Origin of the sequence: Marinobacter salicampi, from assembly GCF_011074795.1 — a bacterium.
GTDB classification, from domain to species: domain Bacteria; phylum Pseudomonadota; class Gammaproteobacteria; order Pseudomonadales; family Oleiphilaceae; genus Marinobacter; species Marinobacter salicampi.
Window position 1 is genome coordinate 1 of the sequence record NZ_JAAMPF010000009.1, and the last position, 21688, is coordinate 21688.

Genomic DNA, 21688 nt, shown 5'->3' on the forward strand with positions numbered 1-21688 from the left:
GCTCTTTTTCCTCCAGGCCGGTACTCAATTGCGCCCGGATCAAGTGATCAGAAAGTAGCTTGATGGACGCAGCCTCTTCCGGGGACGGTTCGGATTCTCCTGCAGCTGGCGCCGGAAGGGAGTCGGGCTCTATCGACGACTCCGGTTCGCTCGCCCGACGGGCCGACTGACTGGGCGACTGAAGGGAGGCGGGTTCTGGACTGGATTCACTCGACGCGGTTTCGGCAGTTTCGGGCATGGAGCCAGTTTCGGACACCGAGGCAGGCGGCTCGGCAACGTCTGCCTGAACTGAATCTGTCTGGTCTGGCATGGGAGGGCTCGCGCCTACTTCCGGTTCTTCTCGTGCTGCGGTCTTCGGTAACTCGATAGATGGAGGCTCGGACTCGGACTCATCGATAAATACTGACGGGAGAGAAGGCTCCTCAACGCTCTGATTCTCTACCAGCGCTTCCTTTTGTTCCCCGGTGCCAAAGATCTCAACGGCGCCCCATATTATGCCCCCCACCACCAGAACTAATACGAAGAGCGCAGCGAAGATGCGCCCCCAGTGATATACAACAATTTCTTGGGGTTCTGCGGGCTCGCGTAGGCTTGAGGCCTGAGCTGAAAAAGGTCGCTTTTTCGGTATCGCTGTTTTCACTGGTTGTTCTTCCTTGAAACGGGCAAAGGGTGATTAAAATTTGCGCAACAGCTTCACGTTGCGGATTGCGAAGGTGTCAGACGAAAAGAAAGGGGTAAACTTGCCAGTACGGGAGACAAAATTATTAACAACACACTATAGCAAACTGGTGGAAGTATGAGGTTACCGTGCCGTTAATTCACTCTCGAGGGAGCTACCAGTTTGTTTTCTGGCTGGTGGCCCTGCTCAATCTGGGCGCCCTGGGGTGGCTGCTTGTGGCACCGGAGGCGATGAGTTGGCGACAACAATCGGGTTTTGATCTATCGAAATCGTTGCAGCTGCTTGGCCGGTAACTGGCCAAAAAACTGAACGGATTTATTTATGCGTTATCGGGTCCATAGAACATATTATGGGCGGCAGTTTTACTCGAACATTGTTTTGCCCGGAGCCCGAAATGATCAAGCCTGGTTGCTACAGTTGTCGGAAAAAGTTTGAGCCATCTGAGCTGAGGGTTTCTTACTCAACAAATTACTGTGAGGGCTGTGGCGTGGGGCTATTTGGTGAAGATTATTTCAGTTTCGCCAGAAAGCCCGAGCCAACGACCCGGACGAACCTGGCTGCCCATTTTGCAGTGGTTCTTTTCGGGGGTGCCTGCTGGCTGTTATGGCTTTCGACTGGCGGGTCGTGAGGAGGGAAAACCGGGACAGATCTATTTTCGCAGCTTTTCAATGGCTCAGAGCTAATTTTAGCCACTACCGACCGGCTCCACACTTCGGTTAACATCGTCTGCCAGTGCACAGAATGGATTCTGTGTTTCAAAAGCAAGGAGACGCTGATGCCTAGACAGGCCAGGGTGATCGTGCCCGGTTTTCCCCACCACATTGTCCAACGCGGCCATAACCGTCAGCCGGTTTTCGTCGAACGTCGGGATTTTGAGTATTACCTGGCAAACCTTCAGGAATGGAAGCAGGTCTATGAGCTGGAGGTGTTCAGTTATTGCCTGATGACGAACCATGTTCATCTGGTCGTTCAGGCGAACGACAACCTGACTGCTATTCCTCAATTGATGAAGCGTCTGGCTGGTCGTCAGACACGCTTTGTGAATGCCCTTGAAAAACGCAGTGGTTCGCTCTGGGAAGGGCGCTACAAGATTAGCCCGATAGATACTGATGCCTACCTGCTGGCTTGTTGTCGCTATGTAGAACTCAACCCTGTGAAAGCAGGGATGGTGGATAAGCCTGAGTGTTATGAGTGGTCCAGCTATTCTTCGCGGGTAGGGATCTCACATTGCCCCTGGCTGGATGAGCCCGGCACTTTTCGGGCACTGGCAGGCAGTTACCAGGAGAGGATCGACGCCTTCCGGCACTTCGTTGAGCAGGAAAATGGTTCGGCAGCAGATGAATTGATTCGCACGGCGATCAATAGCAACAAGCTGACTGGTGGCAACAAGTTCGTCGATGAAATTGAGAACCGCATTGGTATCAGGGTTGAAGCTCGTAAGCCGGGGAGGCCTGTCGCGGGAAAATAGGTCTGTCCCGGTTTCGCGCACACTTTTACGTTGCGGCTCATGGAGGGCGCTTTCTGGCAGTGCTGCTATTACTTATTTCGCTGACGGTATACGGAGCGAAGATGAACAACCTGAGCGACTACCAGTGGAAAAACAGGCTGATCCTGGTGCAGGCAGGCGCTGAAACAGAGGGCGCTATTGATGCCCTCAGGGATGCGCGGGTTGAAGTCGATGACCGTGACATTATCTGGTTCGTGAACACCGGGTCGGGTCTGATTTCAAATCAGGCAACGGTGTCCGGCGGCGTTGAAAGAGATGTGACAGAGTTGCTCGCCAAGGCCCGCTCTGAGGATCGGGTGCTGCTGATTGGAAAAGACGGCGGCATCAAGAGCCGCGAACCCGGCCTCAATCTCGACGGAATTTTCCGCCGGATCGATACCATGCCGATGCGTAGGCGCGAGATGGAATAAAACCGGGACAGATTTATTTTCGCAGTCCCGGATTCCCGTCTGCGGTGAGAGCAAAATGCTCTTCGTTATGCCCAGACCGATTCCTCGGATGATCGCTTACTCACGGGCCAAATATGCCAGATTTTCCGGTTTAAACAGTTAATTGTCCTAAGTCAGGGTCAAATTTTTTCCGGGCATTGGGAAACCGGCACAGCAATGCCGTTGGTTTTATATTCTTTGATATTTAAGGCACTTATTTTTACAAACTGATTCAGGAATACGAGGGAGTTGTCAGGGAACGTGTGCTTTTATAGCTGGGCATATGATGTTTTTCATACGGAGGTGCAGATGCTTGGCAAGTTGAAAGCGCAGAAAGAAAGACTGGCGGGAAGCGTGAAAGCTGCATACCCAACAGAGGGCCTTCGGACATTGAAGGAGTCATCACAACAGAAACTCAAGAGCGGGTCCGAGAGGGTTAATGAGAGTTTCAGAAAAGTTTCTCAAGATACCTCGAAAAGCTTTTCTGAACAGAAGAGGAAGACCTCAGAGGTGATGCAAAAGCATTGGCCAGTGGTTGAAAAGCTTCTTGTTGAGGGCTTGCTCGGCACTGCAGAAGAGAAGCTTCGAGATACTGAATCGGTTGTGTATGTTTTCGACAAGGTTTACGAAGCTCTCCCTATGGCTATACGCCTGCTGGTGGGGAGGGATAAATTCATCGGTTACTGCGTAAGTCACCAGGCTCCGCTGCTTGAGAAAATTGATGGCTATCGGGCGGAAAAAGAAGCAGCGGGTCTTAATGACCTTGCTTTGGAAGGGCCTATGTGAAAACCGGGGCAGGCCTATTTCCTGGGGGCTCTTGATTTATAGATCTATTTTCGCAGCTCAGACTCATTTGACGAGATCCGGGAACAGCCAGGGCTCAGCGTGCTCAGGGATAGGAATCGCCCAGCTAAGCGGTGCTGACTTGGTGTCGGACCCCAGCAAGCCTGCCTCTCTAAACCGAAACACGGGACAGATTTGTTTTCTCCACTACAAAATCGATCTGTCCCGGTTTTGGCAGTTTTGATTTGGTACTGACCGAAAGGGAAAAGCGATATGAACACAGCTTCAACAGCCTATCCAATCGGTACGCCCGGCACCCCCTGGGGCGACGTGGAACGGGCGGAGTGGCTGTCACGGCAGACCCGTCAACGCAGTTACGAGTCCGACGTGTTGAGGGTGATCGAGCGGCTGCGTTCGCGCTTCGACGTAGAAGAGTATGGCCGTCTGGACTATGGCGCGGACATTTATCCGCTGATGGCCATCCGCAGCCGTGACTGGCGTGCCGATCGGCCGGTGGCGCTGATTACGGGCGGCGTGCATGGCTATGAAACAAGCGGTGTCCATGGTGCGCTGCAGTTCATTGAACAACATGCCGCGGATTATGCCGGTCGGGTAAACCTGCTGGTCGCACCTTGCGTCAGCCCCTGGGCTTACGAGCGCATCCATCGCTGGAACGCGAACGCGATTGATCCCAACCGCTCGTTTCGTGATGACGGCCAGGCCGGGGAGTCAGTGGCGCTCATGCAACTGGTCGCTTCGACAGACGAGCCAATACTGCTGCACATCGACCTGCACGAGACCACCGATACCGACGAAACCGAGTTCCGCCCGGTGCTTGCGGCCCGTGATGGCAAACCGTTTGAGCCGGGGGAGATTCCGGATGGTTTCTACCTGGTGGACGACACCGAGTGCCCGCACCCGGAATTCCAGCAGGCGTTAATCAAGGCGGTGGAAAAGATCACCCATATCGCGGCGGCGGATGACAACGGCGAAATCCTCGGCTCACCGGCAGCCGCTCGCGGTGTTATTCAGTACCCGCTGGCGCAGCTTGGCCTTTGTACTGGCATGACCAACGCCCGCTACAGGACCACCACCGAGGTCTACCCGGACAGCGACCGGGGGACCCCCGAGCAATGCAACGCCGCGCAGGTTGCCGCCGTGTGTGCGGCGATCGACTATGCGCTGTCAGAGCATCTTACAAGTCCGCACGGCGCAGTGCCTCAGGCGTAATCTCGCTGATGGACTTGCAACCAGAAAGCCCCATGGTGAGCTCGAAATCCGTTTTCAGGTTGGCGATCACTTCCCGAACCCCGGCTTCGCCAGCAATCGCCAGCCCGTAGACCCAGGGACGTCCCAGGCCAACGGCGGTGGCGCCCAATGCCAGTGCCTTGAAAATGTCAGCGCCGGTGCGGATGCCGCTGTCCATGATTACCGGCACCCGGCCGGCAACGGCTTCAACCACCTCTGGCAGGGCCTCGAGGCTGCCGATGGCCCCGTCCACCTGGCGCCCGCCGTGGTTGGAGACAATGATGCCGTCCATGCCATAGTCCACCGCTTTGCGGCCGTCGTCCGGATGTTGGATGCCTTTCAGCACGATCGGCAGGCGGGTGTGGTCGCGCAGCATCTTCAGGTCGTCCCAGGTTAATGAGGTTTTGGAATAAACCGCGATGAATTCCTGTACCGCCGCCATGGCCTTGCCAGAACTGATGCCGTCCAGGGCGCCACCGGGCCAGGATTGGCCGATCTGCTTTAGGTTTTTGAGCGTTTCCAGCGACAGCTTGGGCCTGGTCGAGCTGCCCCGCCGGCTCGGGTTTTTCAGGCTTTCCAGAAAGACAGGGTCGCTGGTGTACTGGGCAATGCCTTTGCCCCGCAGAAAGGGTAGGTAGGCCAGATCCAGGTCCCGGGTGCGCCAGCCCAGCATGGTGGTATCCAGGGTGACCACGATAGCCTCGCATCCACAATTCTCGGCCCGGCTGACCAGGCTTCGCACCAGATCGTCGGATTTGCTCCAGTACAGCTGGAACCAGCGTGCGCCGTCCCCCATGGCGTCGGCTACCTTCTCCATGGGCTGCGATGCCTGGTTGGAAAAGATCATCGGTATGCCCTCGGCCGCGGCGGCGCGGCCAACGGCCTGGTCAGCGTCCCCGTGGGCCATTTCCAGCACGCCGATCGGGCTTAGCAGGAAGGGGCTGGGCAGGGAGCGACCGAAGAGGTTAACGGTGGTATCCCGCCTGGATACGTCGTTAAGCATGCGCGGAACAATACGCTGGCGCTCAAAGGCGTTCCGGTTCGCACGCATGGTGCTTTCCAGACCGGCCCCGCCGGCGATGTAGGCATAGGCCTCCGGGCTCATGGCGGCGCAGCCCTTGCGCTCGAGCTCGTGAAAATCCACCGGTACCAGTGGTTTTTCTCCGCTCAGGCCTTTGCTGTATATGTCCTGCTGGCGGTTAATGGTCGGTGCTCGGCGACCGGCGGGGCTTTTGTCCATGGTGGTGGCACTCCTTGTGGCATTATGTAGTTTTTATGGGGTCCCACTATAGCTCTGGTGGAAAGGGCCTGTAAAAAAGCCCGGAATCTTTTGCCCAACAACCACAAGAATCGGGACAGTCCCATTTTTCAGGGACTCTGGATGTACACCCGAATCATTGAAATGGCTTGGGAAGACAGGACGCCATTTGAAGCAATTACCTTGCAGTTTGGGCTCAGAGAGTCTGAAGTCATCCGTCTGATGCGCCGATGTTTGAAACGCGGCAGTTTTAACCTTTGGCGCTCGAGGGTTGCTGGACGTGCAACGAAACATCTGAAATTACGGAGCCCAGAAGTAGCTAGAGGCTATTGCCCAACCCAGTATAAACATCGGTAATTTACAGCACGCATGGGCAGGCGTTTCCGAGAAAACTGCCTTCCTGCTGAGGTATTTCGATTTGCGAATCCTTTTTGTAATGAAGGTATAAGCATAGGGCGAAAATTAGATCTTTCCCGGTTTTTCCAGGACAAGTGAGGAAACCGGGACCGTTTCAGTTCCCCTTTTTGAATTTTGCTTTGCAATTGCCACTCATGCACATCGTACAGTAGTGCTCACGGTCCTCGTGTTTGCCGTCCTCTGCGATAGTGATGCCGCAGCCGTTGCAGCGCAGGATGGCAACGTCTTCGTCAAACTCTACAATCGCGTGTTCGTAATTCATAAGCCAGTTCGTGAGAAACCCCATCCTTCGATGTGGGGAGGGATAGCTTGTCGGCTAAAGCCGACCCGGCTCTCACACTCCTTTCGACTGAGCTATCAAACGTGAATGGTAAGTGCTGTCCGCGCCTGGCTGTCTCGCACTTTCATCAGAATACGACTCCCGCGCCGGCTCAGACTGCTGGTTAGCGATCACTCTGGGTAAGCTGTTATGAATCCATTGTAATTCAGGGAGTTTTTGTTGGTAGTAGTTGTTAGCTGGCCGGTCTTATGGCCGCTTGATTGGCCGGGCTCGGGCTATTTGCCGCGAATTTCTAAAAATACAAGTAGAATTGTAATAAGGCTGGAGCGTGCTAATATAATTACAATTAAACTTGTAATTAGAGATGACAATGAACCTCACCTTACAAATCCATTGGGAAAATGAATGGCATGACGCAGGGACCGTCCGGTTCGACGAGCCGGAAAAAGGCCTTCTTGGTAGACCAAGCTTTTCCTACGAAACCCAGTACACGCTCAAAGCCCTGGAACGATTAGGCGATTTCGCCATGGAAAACCTGATCGACAAAACGGCAGTTGGAGTGAATTTGCCTTGCCATTTCGGTGGCGATTACTTCAACGGTGAGATTGCCCCGGTACTCCGAGACATCATTCCACAGGGAGCGGGCAGGAGGCTATGGGTGAAGATGATGGGGTACGACCGTGATCCCGAACAGGCCATCGACACACGACTGCTTGCGGAAGGATGCGTTGCGCCGATCGGCAATCTGCGTATCAAGGAAGCCGCCGATGCGTTCGCCAAGCGCCTGGGTAAAGAAACCCATGTCCATCGATTTACCCGCGAAGAGGTCTGTCGGCGTGCCGACACCCTGATTGAGTACGCGCATAATCTTGGCCTTGCCATTGGCGGCGCCACTGGCGCTGGTGGTGACGCGCCCAAGCTACTCATGGTCGAAACGAAAAAGGGCGCGTTTGCCCTTGAGGGGACCGTAGCGGACAGCGAGATAAAGGAACACTGGCTGGTTAAATTCCCTCGCGGAAGAAAGACCGAAGCCGATATCGACGTGCTCAAAGGCGAAGCTGCGATATATCGGACTCTTGAGAAGCGTGGCTTTGATTCAATTCCAAGGACCCACCTTGACGAGTCTCACGGACAATACGCCCTATGGATGCCTCGTTTCGATAGGGAAGTGGTTAACGGTGCCGTTGTGCGCAATGGGGTGGAGTCTATTTACTCCTTGATGGGGACAGTTGGCAATGGATCTGCCCTTTACCACACAGATATTCTGGCGCGCCTGAGACAGAAAACCACCAGGCCGGAGGTTAAGGACGCCCTACTGGCGGATTACCTGGCTCGTGATCTTCTGAACTATGCGGTTGGTAACAAGGACAACCACGGCAGGAACACCGCCATCATTAAACGCGAAAAAGACATTGAGCTGTCCCCGGCCTACGACGTTGCACCAATGATCCTGGACCCCGAGGGGATTGCCCGGATGACTCGCTGGCCAAGGCAATTCCAGAGAGACAATGGTGATCCGGATTATGTCGGCATCATCGATGCCTATGCCGGCGATATCGGATTGGCTGCGACCCTGCTTGGCGACCACTTGGTTAAACTGCAGAACATGGTGGACGATCTGAGATATTTTGGAGCGCCGGAAGCAATGCTTGAGGCTCCTGGACTAAAGTTGGATCTGGTTGGTGAGGTACTCGCGGATATGGATAACTTGCAGCGAACCGACCCGGCACAGAGGTAACCTTATGCCAAAGCTTATGCGGCCTATTAGCAGCGAAGAAAGAATCAAAGCGCGTGAAAAATTGCTGGCTGCGCTGGACCGTGGCGACATCGATCTTGGTACTGCGATCCGCCGTATGCGCGTTGAATGGACAGGGCTGAGCCAGGGTAGGTTCGGTAAGATTGCCGGGGTGTCGGCCAATACCATGTCAGCCATAGAACGTGATGCAGAAAGCGCGACCGTGAAGACGTTGAACCAGATTCTACGTCGCTTCGGCATGCGTCTAACACTGAGACATATTTCAATGGTCGCCAATGAGCAGTCAGAAGAATGACTAAGAGGAAGGCAGGAGAAGATCGAAGCCCGGGCCAGGCCTGTTTTTTGATCTGTTTTTACAGGGGTCAACTTCCCGAGCGGATGCTGGCTGGCCTCAGCAGTTCTTGGCGCCCCACGGATTCCCCGGAAAATAAATCTCTCCCGGATTCCCGATCCTCGGGACAGATTGAACCCCCAATCGCGGTCCCGCTATACCCTGGCCCCCAAGGTTGAAACCAGAAGCACTGACCACACAGTAAAACCTAGGTCACCCGGAGAACCCGCTTCGGCACATTCTGATACTGGACAGCGCGGAAGGAGACATCATGAACAGGCTACCTTTGAGCTTCGCTATCGCATCCGTTCTCGTGGCTGGGACCTCCCTCGCAGAAGAAGGCCCCAACCTTCACCCTGATGACTCATGGATATCACTGAAAGGCACCGTGGTTGAGGTTGATGAGCAGGGTTTTACTCTCGATTATGGCCGCAACACCGTTGAAGTGGAGATGGACAACTGGAACTGGTTTACCGCCACCGGTGAAGCGCTTCAGGGCGATCGGGTCATTGTCTATGGTGAGATTGACGCCGACACCTTCGAAAAATCCACGATTGAGGCGAACAGCCTCTATGTCGAGAGTATGGGGACCTACTTCTATGAGGCCAGTGTGGCGGGCAAAAAGGGCATACAGGCCGTCGACACCGTGCCTCAGACCCCGATTGATGTGGGCGACACCGTTGTGACAGGCACGGTCACGAGCACTGATGCCAGCGAATTCACCCTCAACACCGGGAGCAAAAAAATCACGGTGGATACCAGCGAAATGATCTACAACCCAATGGATGACAAAGGTTATCAGCAAATCGACAAGGGTGAGCAGGTGACGGTGACCGGTGTGATGGAGAGCGACCTGATGGAAACCCGGCAATTGGTCGCGGACAACGTAGTCACGCTTTCTGACGACTCAGCGGAAAAATAGATCTGTCCCGGATTCCCCTAGTTTCCACCAGCAGCACTGATAAAGAGCCCGTTGGAGAACGTCCTCGGACACCAGCAAAAAACGCGCTGCTCTGATATGTGTTAGGCTCTATCCCTGTGATGCGAGTTCCCAAGCGTTTTTCCAATGCTTGGGCCATTCGAGCGCTTCCCTCTGGCGTTATCTCGAAATCTCGTGTTCAGACTGGTGGCCCGCCCGCCCTCGGCCTTCTGTTTCTCCCCGCAGATGTTGCTTTCACGTTATCGCACAACCAGTTAACCCGAGTTTGGGAACGCCTCACTTCGGAGTCTCTTGGCTTGACTGTTACCGGCTAGAGCGGCGCCATGCCTGATTTTTGGTCGTCGCGAACAGCTCTCTCTGTTGCATGAAACGTTGCATGAAATACAGGTGCACGAACTCTGGTGCGCGACAGAAGGTTTAGCCTGGATCAGCTTTGTGTTTTGCCGCTCGAAATTCCGACCGATTCGGAAATGGTGCAACCTGCAAGGTGGTCTTCGGCTGCCCATCGGAAGATGGAGAGTGCCTGAAAAAGATTGTGAGAGGCAATCCCAGTTACCCACAGAACCTCGTCGTAGCTCAGAAATTAACCAAACCGGGTTCGCCACGTACCCAAAGGAAGTAGGTCATTACTAATCAGGGACAGTAAAATTCTCAGGAGATAAAAATGAAATTCTTAAACAAAATCGCTACTGCTGCTGCAGTAGGCTCACTCGCACTCGGCGCTACCATAGCCCAGGCAGACTCGAAAGAGCCTATTGTGATTCCTACCCATAACTGGACCAGCCAGATCACCATGGCCTACGTTATCGGCGGGATTTTTGAAAGCATCGGCAATAATGTCTCCTACGTACCTGCTGACAGCCAGGCGGTCTACGAGTCAATTCGTAACGGCGACGTCACGATTTCCCACGAGGTCTGGCAGTCTACTTTTTCCAAGTCCTTTAATAACGCGCTAGACGCTGGCGGTATCATCGACGTCGGTACGCACGCTTCTGTTACTCAAGAAGAGTGGTGGTACCCGGCGTATGTTGGCGAACTATGCCCCGGCCTACCGTCGTGGGAAGCACTGAACGATTGCGCTGATATTTTCGCGACTGCGGGCAGTGGTGGCAAAGGCCGCTATCTGGATGGCCCGATGGACTGGCATGGCCAGGAAACGCTGGACCGCATCGAAGCGTTGGACATGGATTTTACCGCTAAATTTGCCGGGTCTTCCGGTGCACTTTGGGCTGAACTGGAATCTGCGGCCAAAGACAACCGGGCAGTCGTTGTCTTTAACTGGTCACCCAACTTCACCGATGCCGGTGACGGTGGCAGCTTCGTTGAATTCCCCGAATACACTGACGGCTGCAAAAAGGCAGATGGCGGTGATGGAAAATGCGGTTCGCCACCAGCCGGTTGGTTGAAGAAGGCTGCCCATTATCAGATGCCTAAAAAATGGCCAGAAGCTTATAAAATCTTCAACAACGTTTCCTTTACAAAAGGCGATATCGGCAACATGGCGGCGTTGGTTGATATTGATGGCATGAGCCACGAAGCCGCCGCTGCCAAGTGGCTCGAAGACAACGAAGCAACCTGGAAAGCCTGGCTTTAAGCCATACCCTCTGCCCTGGATGCGCTGCATCCAGGGCACACCTGGTGAATCCTTACTGACCCACCAAACACATCGCTTCGCACCCCTTTTACTATAGGGATTTATATATGTCGACATCAACTCAGCCGGTTATCAAGTGCGAGTCTGTCTATAAAATTTTTGGTGAAAACGCTGCAAGAATTATTGAACAGTCAGGCGGAAAAGTAGAGACAGCCGCACTGCTTGAAGCAGGCTGTGTCATCGGTGTTAACAACGCCTCCTTTGAGGTGCACGAGGGTGAACTACTCGTGGTCATGGGCCTGTCAGGGTCCGGAAAATCGACCCTCTTGCGCTGTATCTCACGCCTGATCGAAACCACTGCCGGTAACATTCACATTGATGGCGACGACCTGCTTGCCATGAATGACAAAGAACTCATCGACATTCGCCGTAACAAGATGGGCATGGTATTCCAGAATTTTGCTCTGCTGCCCCATAAAACGGTGCTGGAGAATATCGCTTTGCCCTTGCAGGTAAAGGGCATGAGCACCAGCGACAGCATGGACCGCGCGCTCGATATGGTGAACCTGGTAGAGCTTGCGGGTCGCGAAAACTACTTTCCGCGCCAGCTCTCGGGCGGGCAACAACAACGCGTCGGCATCGCTCGTTCATTGGCTGTGGAGCCTGATATCTGGTTCCTCGACGAGCCATTCTCCGCCCTGGATCCACTGATTCGCAGGGAAATGCAGGATGAGTTTCTACGCATACAGAGTGCCCTGAAGAAAACCATCCTGTTCGTTACCCACGACTTTGATGAAGCGATACGGCTTGCCGACCGCATCGCCATCATGAAAGACGGTGTCATTGAACAGATTGATACCCCGGCCAACATCATACTCAGCCCGGCCACCGAGTACGTGGCCAGGTTTACCCGCGAAGTTCCACGTGAGCGGGTGCTCTCTTGCCAGACCATTATGGGCAAATACGACGATTCCCAGGATATGAGCGACCTCACTGTATCTCAGGAGGCCATCATTGAATCTGTCGCCAAGCCGATCCTGACTCAGCAAAAACCCGTGGGAGTCACTGACAGTGAAGGCGAGATTGTGGGTGTGTTAAACAGCAAAATCATGGCAAACGTCTTATTTGGGGACGCTAACAGCTTGCCAGTAAATAACTAAGCAGTGAGCCAAACCTGATGCAATATTTTATCAAACATAAATGGGCGCAGTTTGCCGTGTTACTGGCCGTGTTCTATGTCCTTGCAACGGTCATCGATCCCGCCACAGGTGGCAACTGGTGGCGTATACAGGAGACCAGGTTTTGGCTTCTTCCGGACGTCGTTAACAACGCCCTCAGGTTCCTCATCGACGACTTCTGGGTCGTCGATGTTTACGATTCCGAGTTGGACATAACGGAAGAATCGACCGTGGTGAAAGAGTTTACCCGCACAGTGTCAGGTGTGGTTCTCTTTAGCATTAACCTGATTCGTGAGCTTCTGTTAGGGGGCGTCAAAACCGTTGTCGCGTTTACCAGCTGGGAGTTTATCAGCGAACACAAATGGGCCCGGATTCCGGCACTGCCCTGGCCAGCTGTGGCTGCTGGTGCTTTTATAGTGGGCCATTGTCTTGGTGGTCGAAACCTGTCTGTTCTGGCCGGCGCCAGCACCATTTACATTGCTGTATTTGGTCAGTGGACGCCCGCCATGCAGACCCTGTCATTCGTTCTGGTGGCCGTTCCCATATCGTGCTTCCTGGGGTTAATGCTGGGCGCCATCGCCTACAAGAGCAAAGCCTTCGAGACCATTCTGGCACCCCTGCTAAACGTCGCGCAATCGATGCCTCACTTCGCTTACCTGATCCCGGTGGTGATTTTCTTTGGCATTGGTGACCACGCTGGTGCTATCTCAACGGTTATTTTTGCGACCCCTCCGATGATTCGCCTGACCCTCCTGGGCCTGAAAAAGGTACCGCCGGAGGTACTGGAGGCTGGCACGATGAGTGGCTGCAACTCCCGCCAGCTCATGTTCAGGGTGCTGATTCCCTCAGCACGTCACGATATTCTGATTGGTGTTAACCAGGTCATCATGCAGTGCCTGGCCATGGCCGTCATCGCGTCTTTTATTGGAGCAAAGGGCCTGGGCTACGAATTACTTGTGTCCCTGAATATGCTCAAGATAGGCCAGGCCCTCGAGCTTGGTGTGTCTATCGTGTTGATTGCGGTGGTCCTGGATAGGCTGTCCCTGGCCTGGGCCAATAAGCAGGCCGACTACCTTGCGGATTTACCCTTTCATTTGCGCCACAAACACTCGTTGGCGTTCCTGGGAATTCTGATTTTCACCTCTGTTATCGCCTACGTTGCGTCGATGGTCTTCCCGGACAAGGTTAACTACCTTTATTTTATCGATGAAGCACAAGGCTTCAGCACCGAGAAATTCTGGGACGTTATGGTTGATTGGCTCATCACCAACACCTATCAGGGCGTGCAAGGCTTCAACTTCTTCATGATCACCTCTGTCCTGATGCCCATGAAAGAGGCGTTCTTGTCGATGCCAGTCGCGGCAACCCTGTTTCTGGTGGCGGGCACAGGTTATATCGTCGGTGGCCTGCGCTCGGCTGTTATCGTGACTGCTTTTATCGCCTTTATCGCGTTAACCCCCTGGTGGGATCGCGCGCTCATCACGGCCTACATGGCCACGTTTGCAGTGGTCGTGTCTGTCATTATCGGTTGCAGTATGGGCATTCTGTGCTCCCGGAGTCCGCGGGCAACCAGGGTTATATTGCTGGTGTGCGACACGTTCCAGACGTTCCCTTCGTTCGTCTACCTGATTCCGGTCATCATGCTCTTCGGTGTGAGTGATCTGTCGGTGCTTATCGCGGTGATTGTTTATGCCACGATCCCTGCCACACGTTACACCGTGGAAGGGTTGACCAATGTGCCTCAGGCCTTGCAGGACGCTGGCTCCATGTCCGGGGTTAATCGCTTGCAGAGATTATTGAAAATAGAGCTGCCGTTGGCCTTTCCACACATCATGTTGGGCATAAACCAGACGGTCATTTTTGCCTTGTTCATGATTATCATCGGCGCCTTTATCGGAACCGACGACCTGGGCCAGCTCATCATGCAATCGTTGTCGGAAGCCAATGGAATGGGCCAGGGCATTATTCTCGGGTTATGCGTTGCCTTTATCGGTCTCGCAGTGGACCATCTGATACATACTTGGGCGGAGCAGCGTAAACAGGTGTTAGGAATCGCCTGACCGTCGGGTAAAGCTCTGGTGAGACAGAGCGGGACGGGTGTTGCAGAATCGGGACAAACTATTTCCCCTTGAGTCGAGGAGCGAGCCTCGCAAGGAATTTCGTGAAAAAATATGTCTGTCCCGGTTTCTTCGTCTGTTCCCGTTAGCGACTCAGATAAATGTCCAGGCCAACACCCTCGTAATCTTGTTGCCCTGCTTCATCTCTATTTCCCGTAGATCGACTGCACCGATCTTATGAATTAACTTCTTTGCAGGCTTAACATTGTCGGCTTTTGAAACCAGGCTGGTAAACCAGCGGCATTGGGCTGAATACACCTGGCTTTCTCTTATCAGCTTTTTCAGAAACAGCTGTTCACCCCCCTTACACCAGAGCTCTGCGCCCAGCCCGCCAAAATTCAGAGTGGGGGATTCGGTTTTTGCTTTTTGTTCGCTGCGGCTACGAGCAAGGTTATTGAGTTTAAGCTGGCTGCCTTTACGTGCTTCATCGGGCGAGGCATGAAAGGGTGGGTTGCATACGCTGACGTCGAAGAACTCCCCGGTTTGAATGATCCCTTCAAAGATGTGGTTTTTATCGGACTGCATACGCAGCGTGAAACGTTCTTTAAGTGCGGGGTTGCTGGCGATAATCCTGGCCACGTTCTCAAGCGACTGAGCGTTAATGTCGCTGCCGACACACTCCCAGCCGTAAATCTGGCAGGCCAGTAGCGGGTAGATTCCATTTGCTCCAGTCCCTATATCGAGCAGCTTGATGCTGGGCTGCTCAAGCCCGGGCCCAACTTCGGTCCCAAGCCCGGTCTTAATCCCAAGCAGGTCCGCCACGTAATGAATATAGTCGGCTCTGCCCGGGATTGGAGGGCAAAGCGCACCCTCTGGAATGTCCCAATCGGCAATGTTGTAGTATCGCTTCAATAACGCGGCGTTGAGTGTCTTTACGGCCAATGGGTCGGCGAAATCAATGGAAAGGTCGCCATGAGCGTTCGGTTTCACATGAGGCGCTAGTGCGGGGTGGCTTTTTACCAGAGCTGGGAAGTCATAGCCTTGGTTGTGCAGGTTCCTCGGGTGTAAACCTTTGCGAACAGGCTTGGCTTGTTTTTTTTCACGTCGATGGAAGGTGCTCACAGTTATAGGCCCGAGGCTTGGGGTTCAAAGTAGAGTGGAAAAACCGGGGCAGATTTATTTTCAGCTTCTCTATGGCTCAGATCTAACTTGAGTCATTACCGCCCAGTTCCACAATTCGTTTAGCATCGCCTGACCGCACAGAATGGATTCTGTGTTTCGTTTACCTTAATCTGCTGATCTGCCACTGGCGGCATGGAAATAGAGTAATGGAATCAGTACCAGGGTGAGCAGGGTGGAGACAAGAACCCCGCTCGCCAGGGTAAGGCCCAGTGGTTCGAGTGAGGGCTCGAAAATGAGGACCCCACTTCCGAACATGACGGTGGCGGCAGTCAGGATTATGGGGCGTGTGCGCTGTGCGCCTGCCTGGACGACGGCTTCTTTGAGATCCATGCCTTCGTCCAGCCTCTTCTCGATGAAGTCCACCAGCAGGATGGCATTGCGGGTCACTATGCCACCCAATGCGATAACGCCAAGCACGCCCGTGCCGGCGATGTTGATGCCCCAGGCCCAGTGTGCGGGAATCACACCGATGAAGATCAGGGGGATAGGCAGCATGATCAACAGGGGCAGCCGGTAGGAGCGGAACCAGCCGGCCAGCAATACGTAAATCAGGATCATGACAACAAGCGCTGCCACCCCGAGGTCCCGGTAAACATCCCGTGTCATCTCCCATTCCCCTGACCAGTAGAGCAGCGGTTCGCTGGCTTCATCCGGTGGGGCAAGCCAGCGTACCTCGGTGTTTTCGACGCTGACGGGAGACTCCAGTTGTACCGTCAGGGGTTGCGCCTGGGAACGGTCCAGATCGGCAAACACCGTTGTTACCGGCATAAGCCCACGGCGGAAGAGCGCGGGTTCCCCATCGGTGTAGTTGAAATCGACGATGGACTCCAGGGATACCGGCTGGCCGTCAACGCTCATGACGTACAGGCTTTTGATGGCCCGCTCCGTTTCCCTGTCCGGCTTTGCCAGCCTCAGTATGATCGGAATTGGCTCCCGCGAATTCGTCTGTCCGGCCCAGTTGGCGAGTGTTTCTCCCTGGATGGCCAGATAAAGGCTACGGGTCACTTCTGCAGGGATGACGCCGAATGTTGCTGCCCGTTCGGGATTCACCTCCAGATTAAGAGTGGGGAGAGGTTGTGAGGGGCTTTGATCGGTGGCGATGACGCCCTTCTGTTCACCGAGCCATTGCTCAACCTGCCTTGCGACCGAGCGGCGAGTTTCCGGGTCCGGCCCATAGATTTCGGCTGTGATGGCCCGGTCGCTGCTGGGACCGGATGGAATGCGGCTGATATGACCTTTTCCGCCGTAGGGTGCCAGCCAATCACTGAGCTCATGTGCAATTTCCCGGCTGACTTCATAACTCTGACGGTCCCGCTGCTGTTCCGGGACCAGTATCACGTGCAGCGTCAGGTCGCTGGGGGCCTTTTGCTCCGGTGGGGAAAGTGTTTCGGGTGGATAGATCAGCGGGGCTGACAGACCCGAATAAATAGTGACCCCGCTCACTTCCGGAACCGCGCGCAGGTGGCGGTTGATTTCCGAGGCGACCGTGAGAGACTCGGTCAGAGTCGAGGCTGGCGGCAGCTCAATATTAACGGCAAAAAGGTTGCGGTCCAGCAAAGGGGTCAGGCCAATCTGGACGGTTCGAAAAGCAACCAGGGAAAAGCTGGCTATAAGCAGAATGACAAGCCCCAGGTAGAACGCCCAGCGCAGCCAGGAGGCAGCCAGGAACGGGCCCAGGATTCGGCGATAGCGGGCAACGAAAGGTGGTTCGTCGGGTTCCTGATTTCTGGAAGGACCGTTGTCCCCGCTGTCTTCGCTGTTAGTAGTATTACGATTTACCTTCAGCAAACGAAAACCAAAATAGGGCGTGATGGTAAGAGCAATCAGGAGCGAAAACAGGACGGCCGCTGAGGCGCCTATGGGAATTGCGCGAACATACTGGCCCATTTCTCCGGTGATGTAGGCGGTGGGCAGTAGTGTGGCCACGACCAGAAGGTCTGCCAGGATCGTCGGATTGCCCACCTCGTTTACGGCTCTGACCGTTAACTCGCGGGTTTTTTCTCCCGCACGCTGAAAGTGACGGGACACGTTTTCTAGCATGACCACCGCATCGTCCGAGAGAATGCCGATGGCCAGAATCATGGCGGCTATGGATACCGGGTTCAGGGTAAAGTCGAGATGGTGATAGAGGTAGGGAACGACTGAAAGTGAGGCCGGCATCATGATGGCAATAATCACGGCAGCGCGCCAGCCAAGTCCCAGCCAGATGATACCTACAACAACCAACGTGCCGGTCAGTAGCTGGAACAGCACATTGTAAACACGCTCTGTAGCATCTCTGCCGGCATCGTGGGTGATATCCAGCTGGACATCAGCAGGCAGGGTGGTATCGGCAAATTTCGTCAGTCTCTCCTGTACCTGGCGGGTAATGTCGCTGACATTCATGCCTTCGAGTGTGGTCACCGCCAAGGTGACCGCAGGAAAAGGGACCGATTGCCCCTGTTGCCAGTGCAGAACCGCCTGATTTTTCTCCACCCGGCCCATTCGGATGTCCGCCACTTCGTCCAGATACACAGGTCCGCCGCTGTCATTGCCTACGGGTATGCGGCCAAGCTGGGCCGTGCTGGTAAAAACCATCCCCGCCTGCAGGTCTGTCACTGGCTTGCCTTCCAGTCTGCCTGCCGGCACCTGACGGGTTGCGCCGGCAACGGCTTCGGCCAGCTGGTTCAGGGGGATTTTCCGGGCAGCCAGATCCGTTGGGCTGGGCATGATCTCGATCGCTGCCCGGTCACCACCAAAGCGCCCGATATCCCGTACGCCGGGGATAGTGAGAAGGTCCGTTGCGAGTTCGCCGGCTATGTCTTCAAGACGGCCCGGGTCCAGGGTCTTGCTGGAGATAGTGGCCAGAAGAACCACCAGTCTCGCCTCTCCAAAGGTCTGGATTTTTGCCGGGCCGGCCATTTCGGGCAGATCGTTTGCCCGGGCCTCAAAGACTTCACTGAGTCTGGAATAGGCCGTTGTTTTTGCAGTCCCGGCCTCGAATTCAACGGAGAGAAGCGCTGCATGATCGGAACTGCTGCTTCGCACTTCGGTGACTGACGCAATTTCACGGACCCAACTGGCCGTCCGGCGGGCTAGCTGCTCATCAACCCGTTCCACACCGGCGCCTGGCCAGGGAAGGAGCACCAGGGCTGTAGGAACGTCAATGTCCGGCCGGTCTTCACGGGGGGTGATCAGGAGCGCATAACCGCCCAGCAGGAAACAGGCGATAATGAACAAGGGCACTACCGGGGAGTCCAGCAACCGGTTGGCAATATGCCCCGCCAGACCCAGGCGTACCTTATCTTTCTCCATGGACTGCACCCGGGTTATCAATGATCACTGGCTGGCCGTCCTGAAGATCGGGAGATGGATTCAGAACCACCAGATCGCCCACCTCAAGTCCCTGAGTCACTGGAATCAGGCCACTTATGTTCGCCGGGATGGTGGCTGTTTTGACCCATCTCAAATTGATGACTGCTGATTCGCCGGAAGCCTGGTCATCCGGCCTTTTCACCACCAGCGTTCCGGTCAGCTGCCCCCGCTGGATGAGAGCCTCTTGCGGCAAGCCTACCCAGCCAGCGCCCTGCTGTTGCCGGTCCGGGTCGGCAGCTGGCACGATCACCGAGACAACCTGCCCCGGCGCGAGGGTGGATGTGTCTGGGTCGAGGGCAAGCCTCAGCCGCTGACCGGTGCTCTTGTTGTCCAGCGCGGGTATCACGCTGACCAGTCGTGCCTCGAGCATTTCCCCCTCTGGTCCCGCGATGACTGAGAGGGATTGTCCCTGGGCCAGAGCGGCGGCCTGGTTACTGGAGACGGGTACCTCTATCCTCATTGTATGGCGGTCCTCCAGAACCAGCAGCGGCTGCCCGGGGCCGACAAAACTGCCAGTGTCTACCAGCTTTTCGGCTACCAGGCCGTCAAACGGAGCTGTCAATCGGGTATAGCTGAGATTGGTCTGCTGGGCTTTGAGTTCAGATTGCGCTGCCTTTTGCTGTGCCTCTAGTTCCCTGAGTCTGACACTGGCCCGTTCGGTGCGTACCCGGGCGATCAGATCCTCTTCGTACAGCCTCTGGAGCCGCTCATTGTCCAGTCGCGCCTGCTCAACCGCGGCCTCCGTTGCCGTGATCTTTTCCCGGGCAGCGGCAATGGCCGCTTGTATGTCTCTGGCGTCGATGGTGGCAAGCAAATCGCCTGCTGCTACCTGGTCCCCCGGTTCCCGGGTAACGGATGTCAGGGTGCCGGCAATTCGGGTACTCAGTATTGCGCGGCCACCCGGTCGGACAATACCTGGCAACTGGCGGGTTGTCGGGTAATCCCACTCACTGATTTCAGCCACGGTAACCGGCTGGCTTTCCGGCATTTCTTCCGGGCCGGGTGGCGCCTGGTCAGAACAACCTGTTATTGCCCAGAAAAAGACAGGAAACAGGGCCAGAAAGCGAGGAACAGCAGTCATGGCAATTGCTCCTGAACAGCCAGAATCGGATCGTAACCGTTCTGAAGATGATAATTCATGCCGGCAAGGACAGCCTGGTACCGTGCTTCGATAAGGGCTATGCGTTGACGGTCTAGCCGCGCCTGGGCCGCAAGCAGGTCGGTCATCGAGCCAATGCCCTCTTCATAGCGCCGTAATGCGAGCTGTTCCGCCCGGCTGGCGGCTTTGGTCGCCTTGCCAGCGGCATGCCAGCCGGCCCAGCTGGCTTGCCAGCGGCTCATGGCAACGGCCTGCTCCCGCTGAATCCGGCGTCTAACTCCCTCCAGCTCCACCTGTGCGTGCTGCTCCTTCGCCCTGGATTCAGCAATTCGGCCCTGACGGCCAAAGCCATCAAAAAGGGTCCACTGAATGTTGATGGCGACGAACCAGCCATCTTCCGCTCCATCGAGGGGCTCGTTGCCTTCAACCCACTGTTGCCTTGCCAGCAGGTTTACACTGGGGATCCACTCCGCCTCAGACGCGCGGGTGTCTGCCCTGGCTGCCTTGACAGCTGTTTCTCTTGCCTTCAGGTCTTTCCGGGCGAGACCCGCATCGAGGCTAACCGGAGGTGAGGGCTGGGGCAGGGATGTTGAGAGCTCCAGCTCCTCCTCCGCAGGCATTCCCAACAGCGCTTTCAGTTCAAGCCTTGCTTGCTGCCTGTTTGCGTATGACTGTTCCAGGCGCGCGCCCATTGCCGCCAGCTCGGCATCTGCCTGTTCCGTATCCAGTCGTGACGCCAGACCTTCCCGATAACTGCTATGTGCCAGGGCGGCCGCCTTCCTGGCCGCATCACGGGTCGTGCGGGTGGCTTCCACATGTTCCTGCGCTCGAAGGATATTGAAATAAAGCCGGGATACTTCCAGGCGAATAGCCTGGCGCCCCCACTGTTCAGTCTGACGCCTGGCATCCACTTTCAATGATGCCGCCTGGCGCAACCGGATGGCATCGGCATTGAACAGGGGCTGAACCACCTGCACGCCGGTCACGGTGCCTTCCACTGGCCCAAAATCCATGCGCTGGATAGTGGGAGGGATGCCCAGAGTAGGCACCGGGACCCCGGTAATCAGGGACGAATCCGCTCGCAGCCAGGAGGCATCGGTGCTGATGGAGGGAAGATAGGCCTGGCTGGACTGCTGATGAACAGCTTCTGCCTGCCGGGTTTCAGCTGCAAGAGCCTGCAGCGTGATCGCTTCCTGGCTCGCAATCTCCAGCGCCTGGGTCAGTGACATGGCACTGGTGGCCGCCGGAACCAGAAGGCTTACCAGTGTTAAAGTCCATTTATAAAACAACGGAGCTCCCTTTTCGCCGTTTTACTTCGGATCTACGTTGGTTTCTGTGTTTTCGAAATTCAGTGTGGAAATCCGTGTTGCAACAAAGGGTATCAATTTTTGGGGTTAGCATCACCGCTACCCGGTGTTTAACTATACTTGGCGAGCCATGAGAAAATCGGGACACCCATTAGCCAGCCGCAGGCAATAGGCCGCACCAAGCCCTTGGCAGGTATTCTGCCTTTTAAACTCAGCGGCTCACTGCTGCACACCCTTGCTTTCAGTTTGTGTATACCGATCAATCCGCTCCAGACACCTATCAGGATCAA

General features: G+C 55.3%; 17 protein-coding genes and 1 pseudogene. 11 read left to right on the forward strand and 7 right to left on the reverse strand.

What is annotated here, in order from left to right; translation table 11 throughout:
• A pseudogene (locus G7W63_RS03675) lies at nucleotides 1–640 on the reverse strand (hypothetical protein); the annotation flags it as partial.
• A gap of 814 nt (nucleotides 641–1454) precedes the next feature.
• Between G7W63_RS03675 and G7W63_RS03680 the strand changes: the two are divergent.
• The 4 genes from G7W63_RS03680 to G7W63_RS03695 all read left to right on the forward strand — a co-directional run bounded on the left by G7W63_RS03680 (nucleotide 1455) and on the right by G7W63_RS03695 (nucleotide 4627).
• Entirely contained in the window at nucleotides 1455–2147 is a 693-nt protein-coding gene (locus tag G7W63_RS03680; protein ID WP_166253328.1) for a transposase, read from the forward strand.
• A 101-nt stretch (nucleotides 2148–2248) separates the two neighbouring features.
• Nucleotides 2249–2596 (forward strand): DUF4174 domain-containing protein, encoded by a 348-nt coding sequence (locus tag G7W63_RS03685; RefSeq protein WP_166253331.1) that lies wholly within the window; start codon nucleotides 2249–2251, stop codon nucleotides 2594–2596.
• Nucleotides 2597–2923: 327 nt separating this feature from the next.
• Complete coding sequence (locus tag G7W63_RS03690; protein ID WP_166253334.1) at nucleotides 2924–3400, forward strand: hypothetical protein; 477 nt, start codon at nucleotides 2924–2926, stop codon at nucleotides 3398–3400.
• A 270-nt stretch (nucleotides 3401–3670) separates the two neighbouring features.
• A complete protein-coding gene (locus G7W63_RS03695) occupies nucleotides 3671–4627 on the forward strand; it encodes a M14 family metallopeptidase (RefSeq protein WP_166253337.1) in 957 nt (318 codons plus the stop codon).
• Here G7W63_RS03695 and G7W63_RS03700 read toward each other — a convergent pair.
• Complete coding sequence (locus G7W63_RS03700) at nucleotides 4593–5885, reverse strand: lactate 2-monooxygenase (protein ID WP_166253340.1); 1293 nt, start codon at nucleotides 5883–5885, stop codon at nucleotides 4593–4595. The two genes, G7W63_RS03695 and G7W63_RS03700, sit on opposite strands and share 35 nt — an antisense overlap.
• Before the next feature lie 141 nt (nucleotides 5886–6026).
• Here G7W63_RS03700 and G7W63_RS03705 point away from each other — a divergent pair, with 141 nt between their 5' ends.
• On the forward strand, nucleotides 6027–6260 hold the full coding sequence (locus G7W63_RS03705) for a TIGR03643 family protein (RefSeq protein ID WP_166253342.1): 234 nt from the start codon (nucleotides 6027–6029) through the stop codon (nucleotides 6258–6260).
• A gap of 154 nt (nucleotides 6261–6414) precedes the next feature.
• On the opposite strand, the gene G7W63_RS03710 is transcribed toward G7W63_RS03705, so the two are convergent.
• Nucleotides 6415–6582: a hypothetical protein gene (locus G7W63_RS03710; protein WP_166253345.1), complete on the reverse strand. Its 168-nt coding sequence runs from the start codon at nucleotides 6580–6582 to the stop codon at nucleotides 6415–6417.
• A gap of 388 nt (nucleotides 6583–6970) precedes the next feature.
• Here G7W63_RS03710 and G7W63_RS03715 point away from each other — a divergent pair, with 388 nt between their 5' ends.
• From G7W63_RS03715 to G7W63_RS03740, 6 genes are all read left to right on the forward strand, one after another.
• Nucleotides 6971–8338 carry a HipA domain-containing protein gene (locus G7W63_RS03715; RefSeq protein WP_166253348.1) on the forward strand — a complete coding sequence of 456 codons (1368 nt, stop codon included), beginning with the start codon at nucleotides 6971–6973 and terminating at the stop codon, nucleotides 8336–8338.
• A gap of 4 nt (nucleotides 8339–8342) precedes the next feature.
• On the forward strand, nucleotides 8343–8651 hold the full coding sequence (locus G7W63_RS03720; RefSeq protein WP_166253351.1) for a helix-turn-helix transcriptional regulator: 309 nt from the start codon (nucleotides 8343–8345) through the stop codon (nucleotides 8649–8651).
• A gap of 307 nt (nucleotides 8652–8958) precedes the next feature.
• The gene (locus tag G7W63_RS03725; RefSeq protein ID WP_166253354.1) at nucleotides 8959–9609 is read left to right on the forward strand and encodes a hypothetical protein; all 651 of its coding nucleotides are present in this window, start codon (nucleotides 8959–8961) and stop codon (nucleotides 9607–9609) included.
• A 682-nt stretch (nucleotides 9610–10291) separates the two neighbouring features.
• Nucleotides 10292–11221: an ABC transporter substrate-binding protein gene (locus G7W63_RS03730; protein ID WP_166253357.1), complete on the forward strand. Its 930-nt coding sequence runs from the start codon at nucleotides 10292–10294 to the stop codon at nucleotides 11219–11221.
• A gap of 107 nt (nucleotides 11222–11328) precedes the next feature.
• A complete protein-coding gene (locus G7W63_RS03735) occupies nucleotides 11329–12381 on the forward strand; it encodes a quaternary amine ABC transporter ATP-binding protein (protein ID WP_166253360.1) in 1053 nt (350 codons plus the stop codon).
• Nucleotides 12382–12398: 17 nt separating this feature from the next.
• Nucleotides 12399–14459, forward strand: a complete 2061-nt coding sequence (locus tag G7W63_RS03740; protein WP_166253363.1) for an ABC transporter permease — start codon at nucleotides 12399–12401, stop codon at nucleotides 14457–14459.
• Between the two features lie 150 nt (nucleotides 14460–14609).
• Here G7W63_RS03740 and rlmF read toward each other — a convergent pair whose 3' ends face one another.
• The 4 genes from rlmF to G7W63_RS03760 all read right to left on the reverse strand — a co-directional run bounded on the left by rlmF (nucleotide 14610) and on the right by G7W63_RS03760 (nucleotide 21320).
• Nucleotides 14610–15578, reverse strand: coding sequence for a 23S rRNA (adenine(1618)-N(6))-methyltransferase RlmF (gene rlmF, locus G7W63_RS03745; protein ID WP_166253365.1), 969 nt, complete (start codon nucleotides 15576–15578; stop codon nucleotides 14610–14612).
• Nucleotides 15579–15743: 165 nt separating this feature from the next.
• Nucleotides 15744–18932: an efflux RND transporter permease subunit gene (locus G7W63_RS03750; protein WP_166253368.1), complete on the reverse strand. Its 3189-nt coding sequence runs from the start codon at nucleotides 18930–18932 to the stop codon at nucleotides 15744–15746.
• On the reverse strand, nucleotides 18919–20073 hold the full coding sequence (locus G7W63_RS03755) for an efflux RND transporter periplasmic adaptor subunit (protein WP_166253371.1): 1155 nt from the start codon (nucleotides 20071–20073) through the stop codon (nucleotides 18919–18921). The genes G7W63_RS03750 and G7W63_RS03755 overlap by 14 nt, the downstream gene beginning before the upstream one ends.
• Nucleotides 20070–21320 carry a TolC family protein gene (locus tag G7W63_RS03760; RefSeq protein ID WP_166253374.1) on the reverse strand — a complete coding sequence of 417 codons (1251 nt, stop codon included), beginning with the start codon at nucleotides 21318–21320 and terminating at the stop codon, nucleotides 20070–20072. The genes G7W63_RS03755 and G7W63_RS03760 overlap by 4 nt, the downstream gene beginning before the upstream one ends.
• Between the last annotated feature and the right edge of the window lie 368 nt (nucleotides 21321–21688).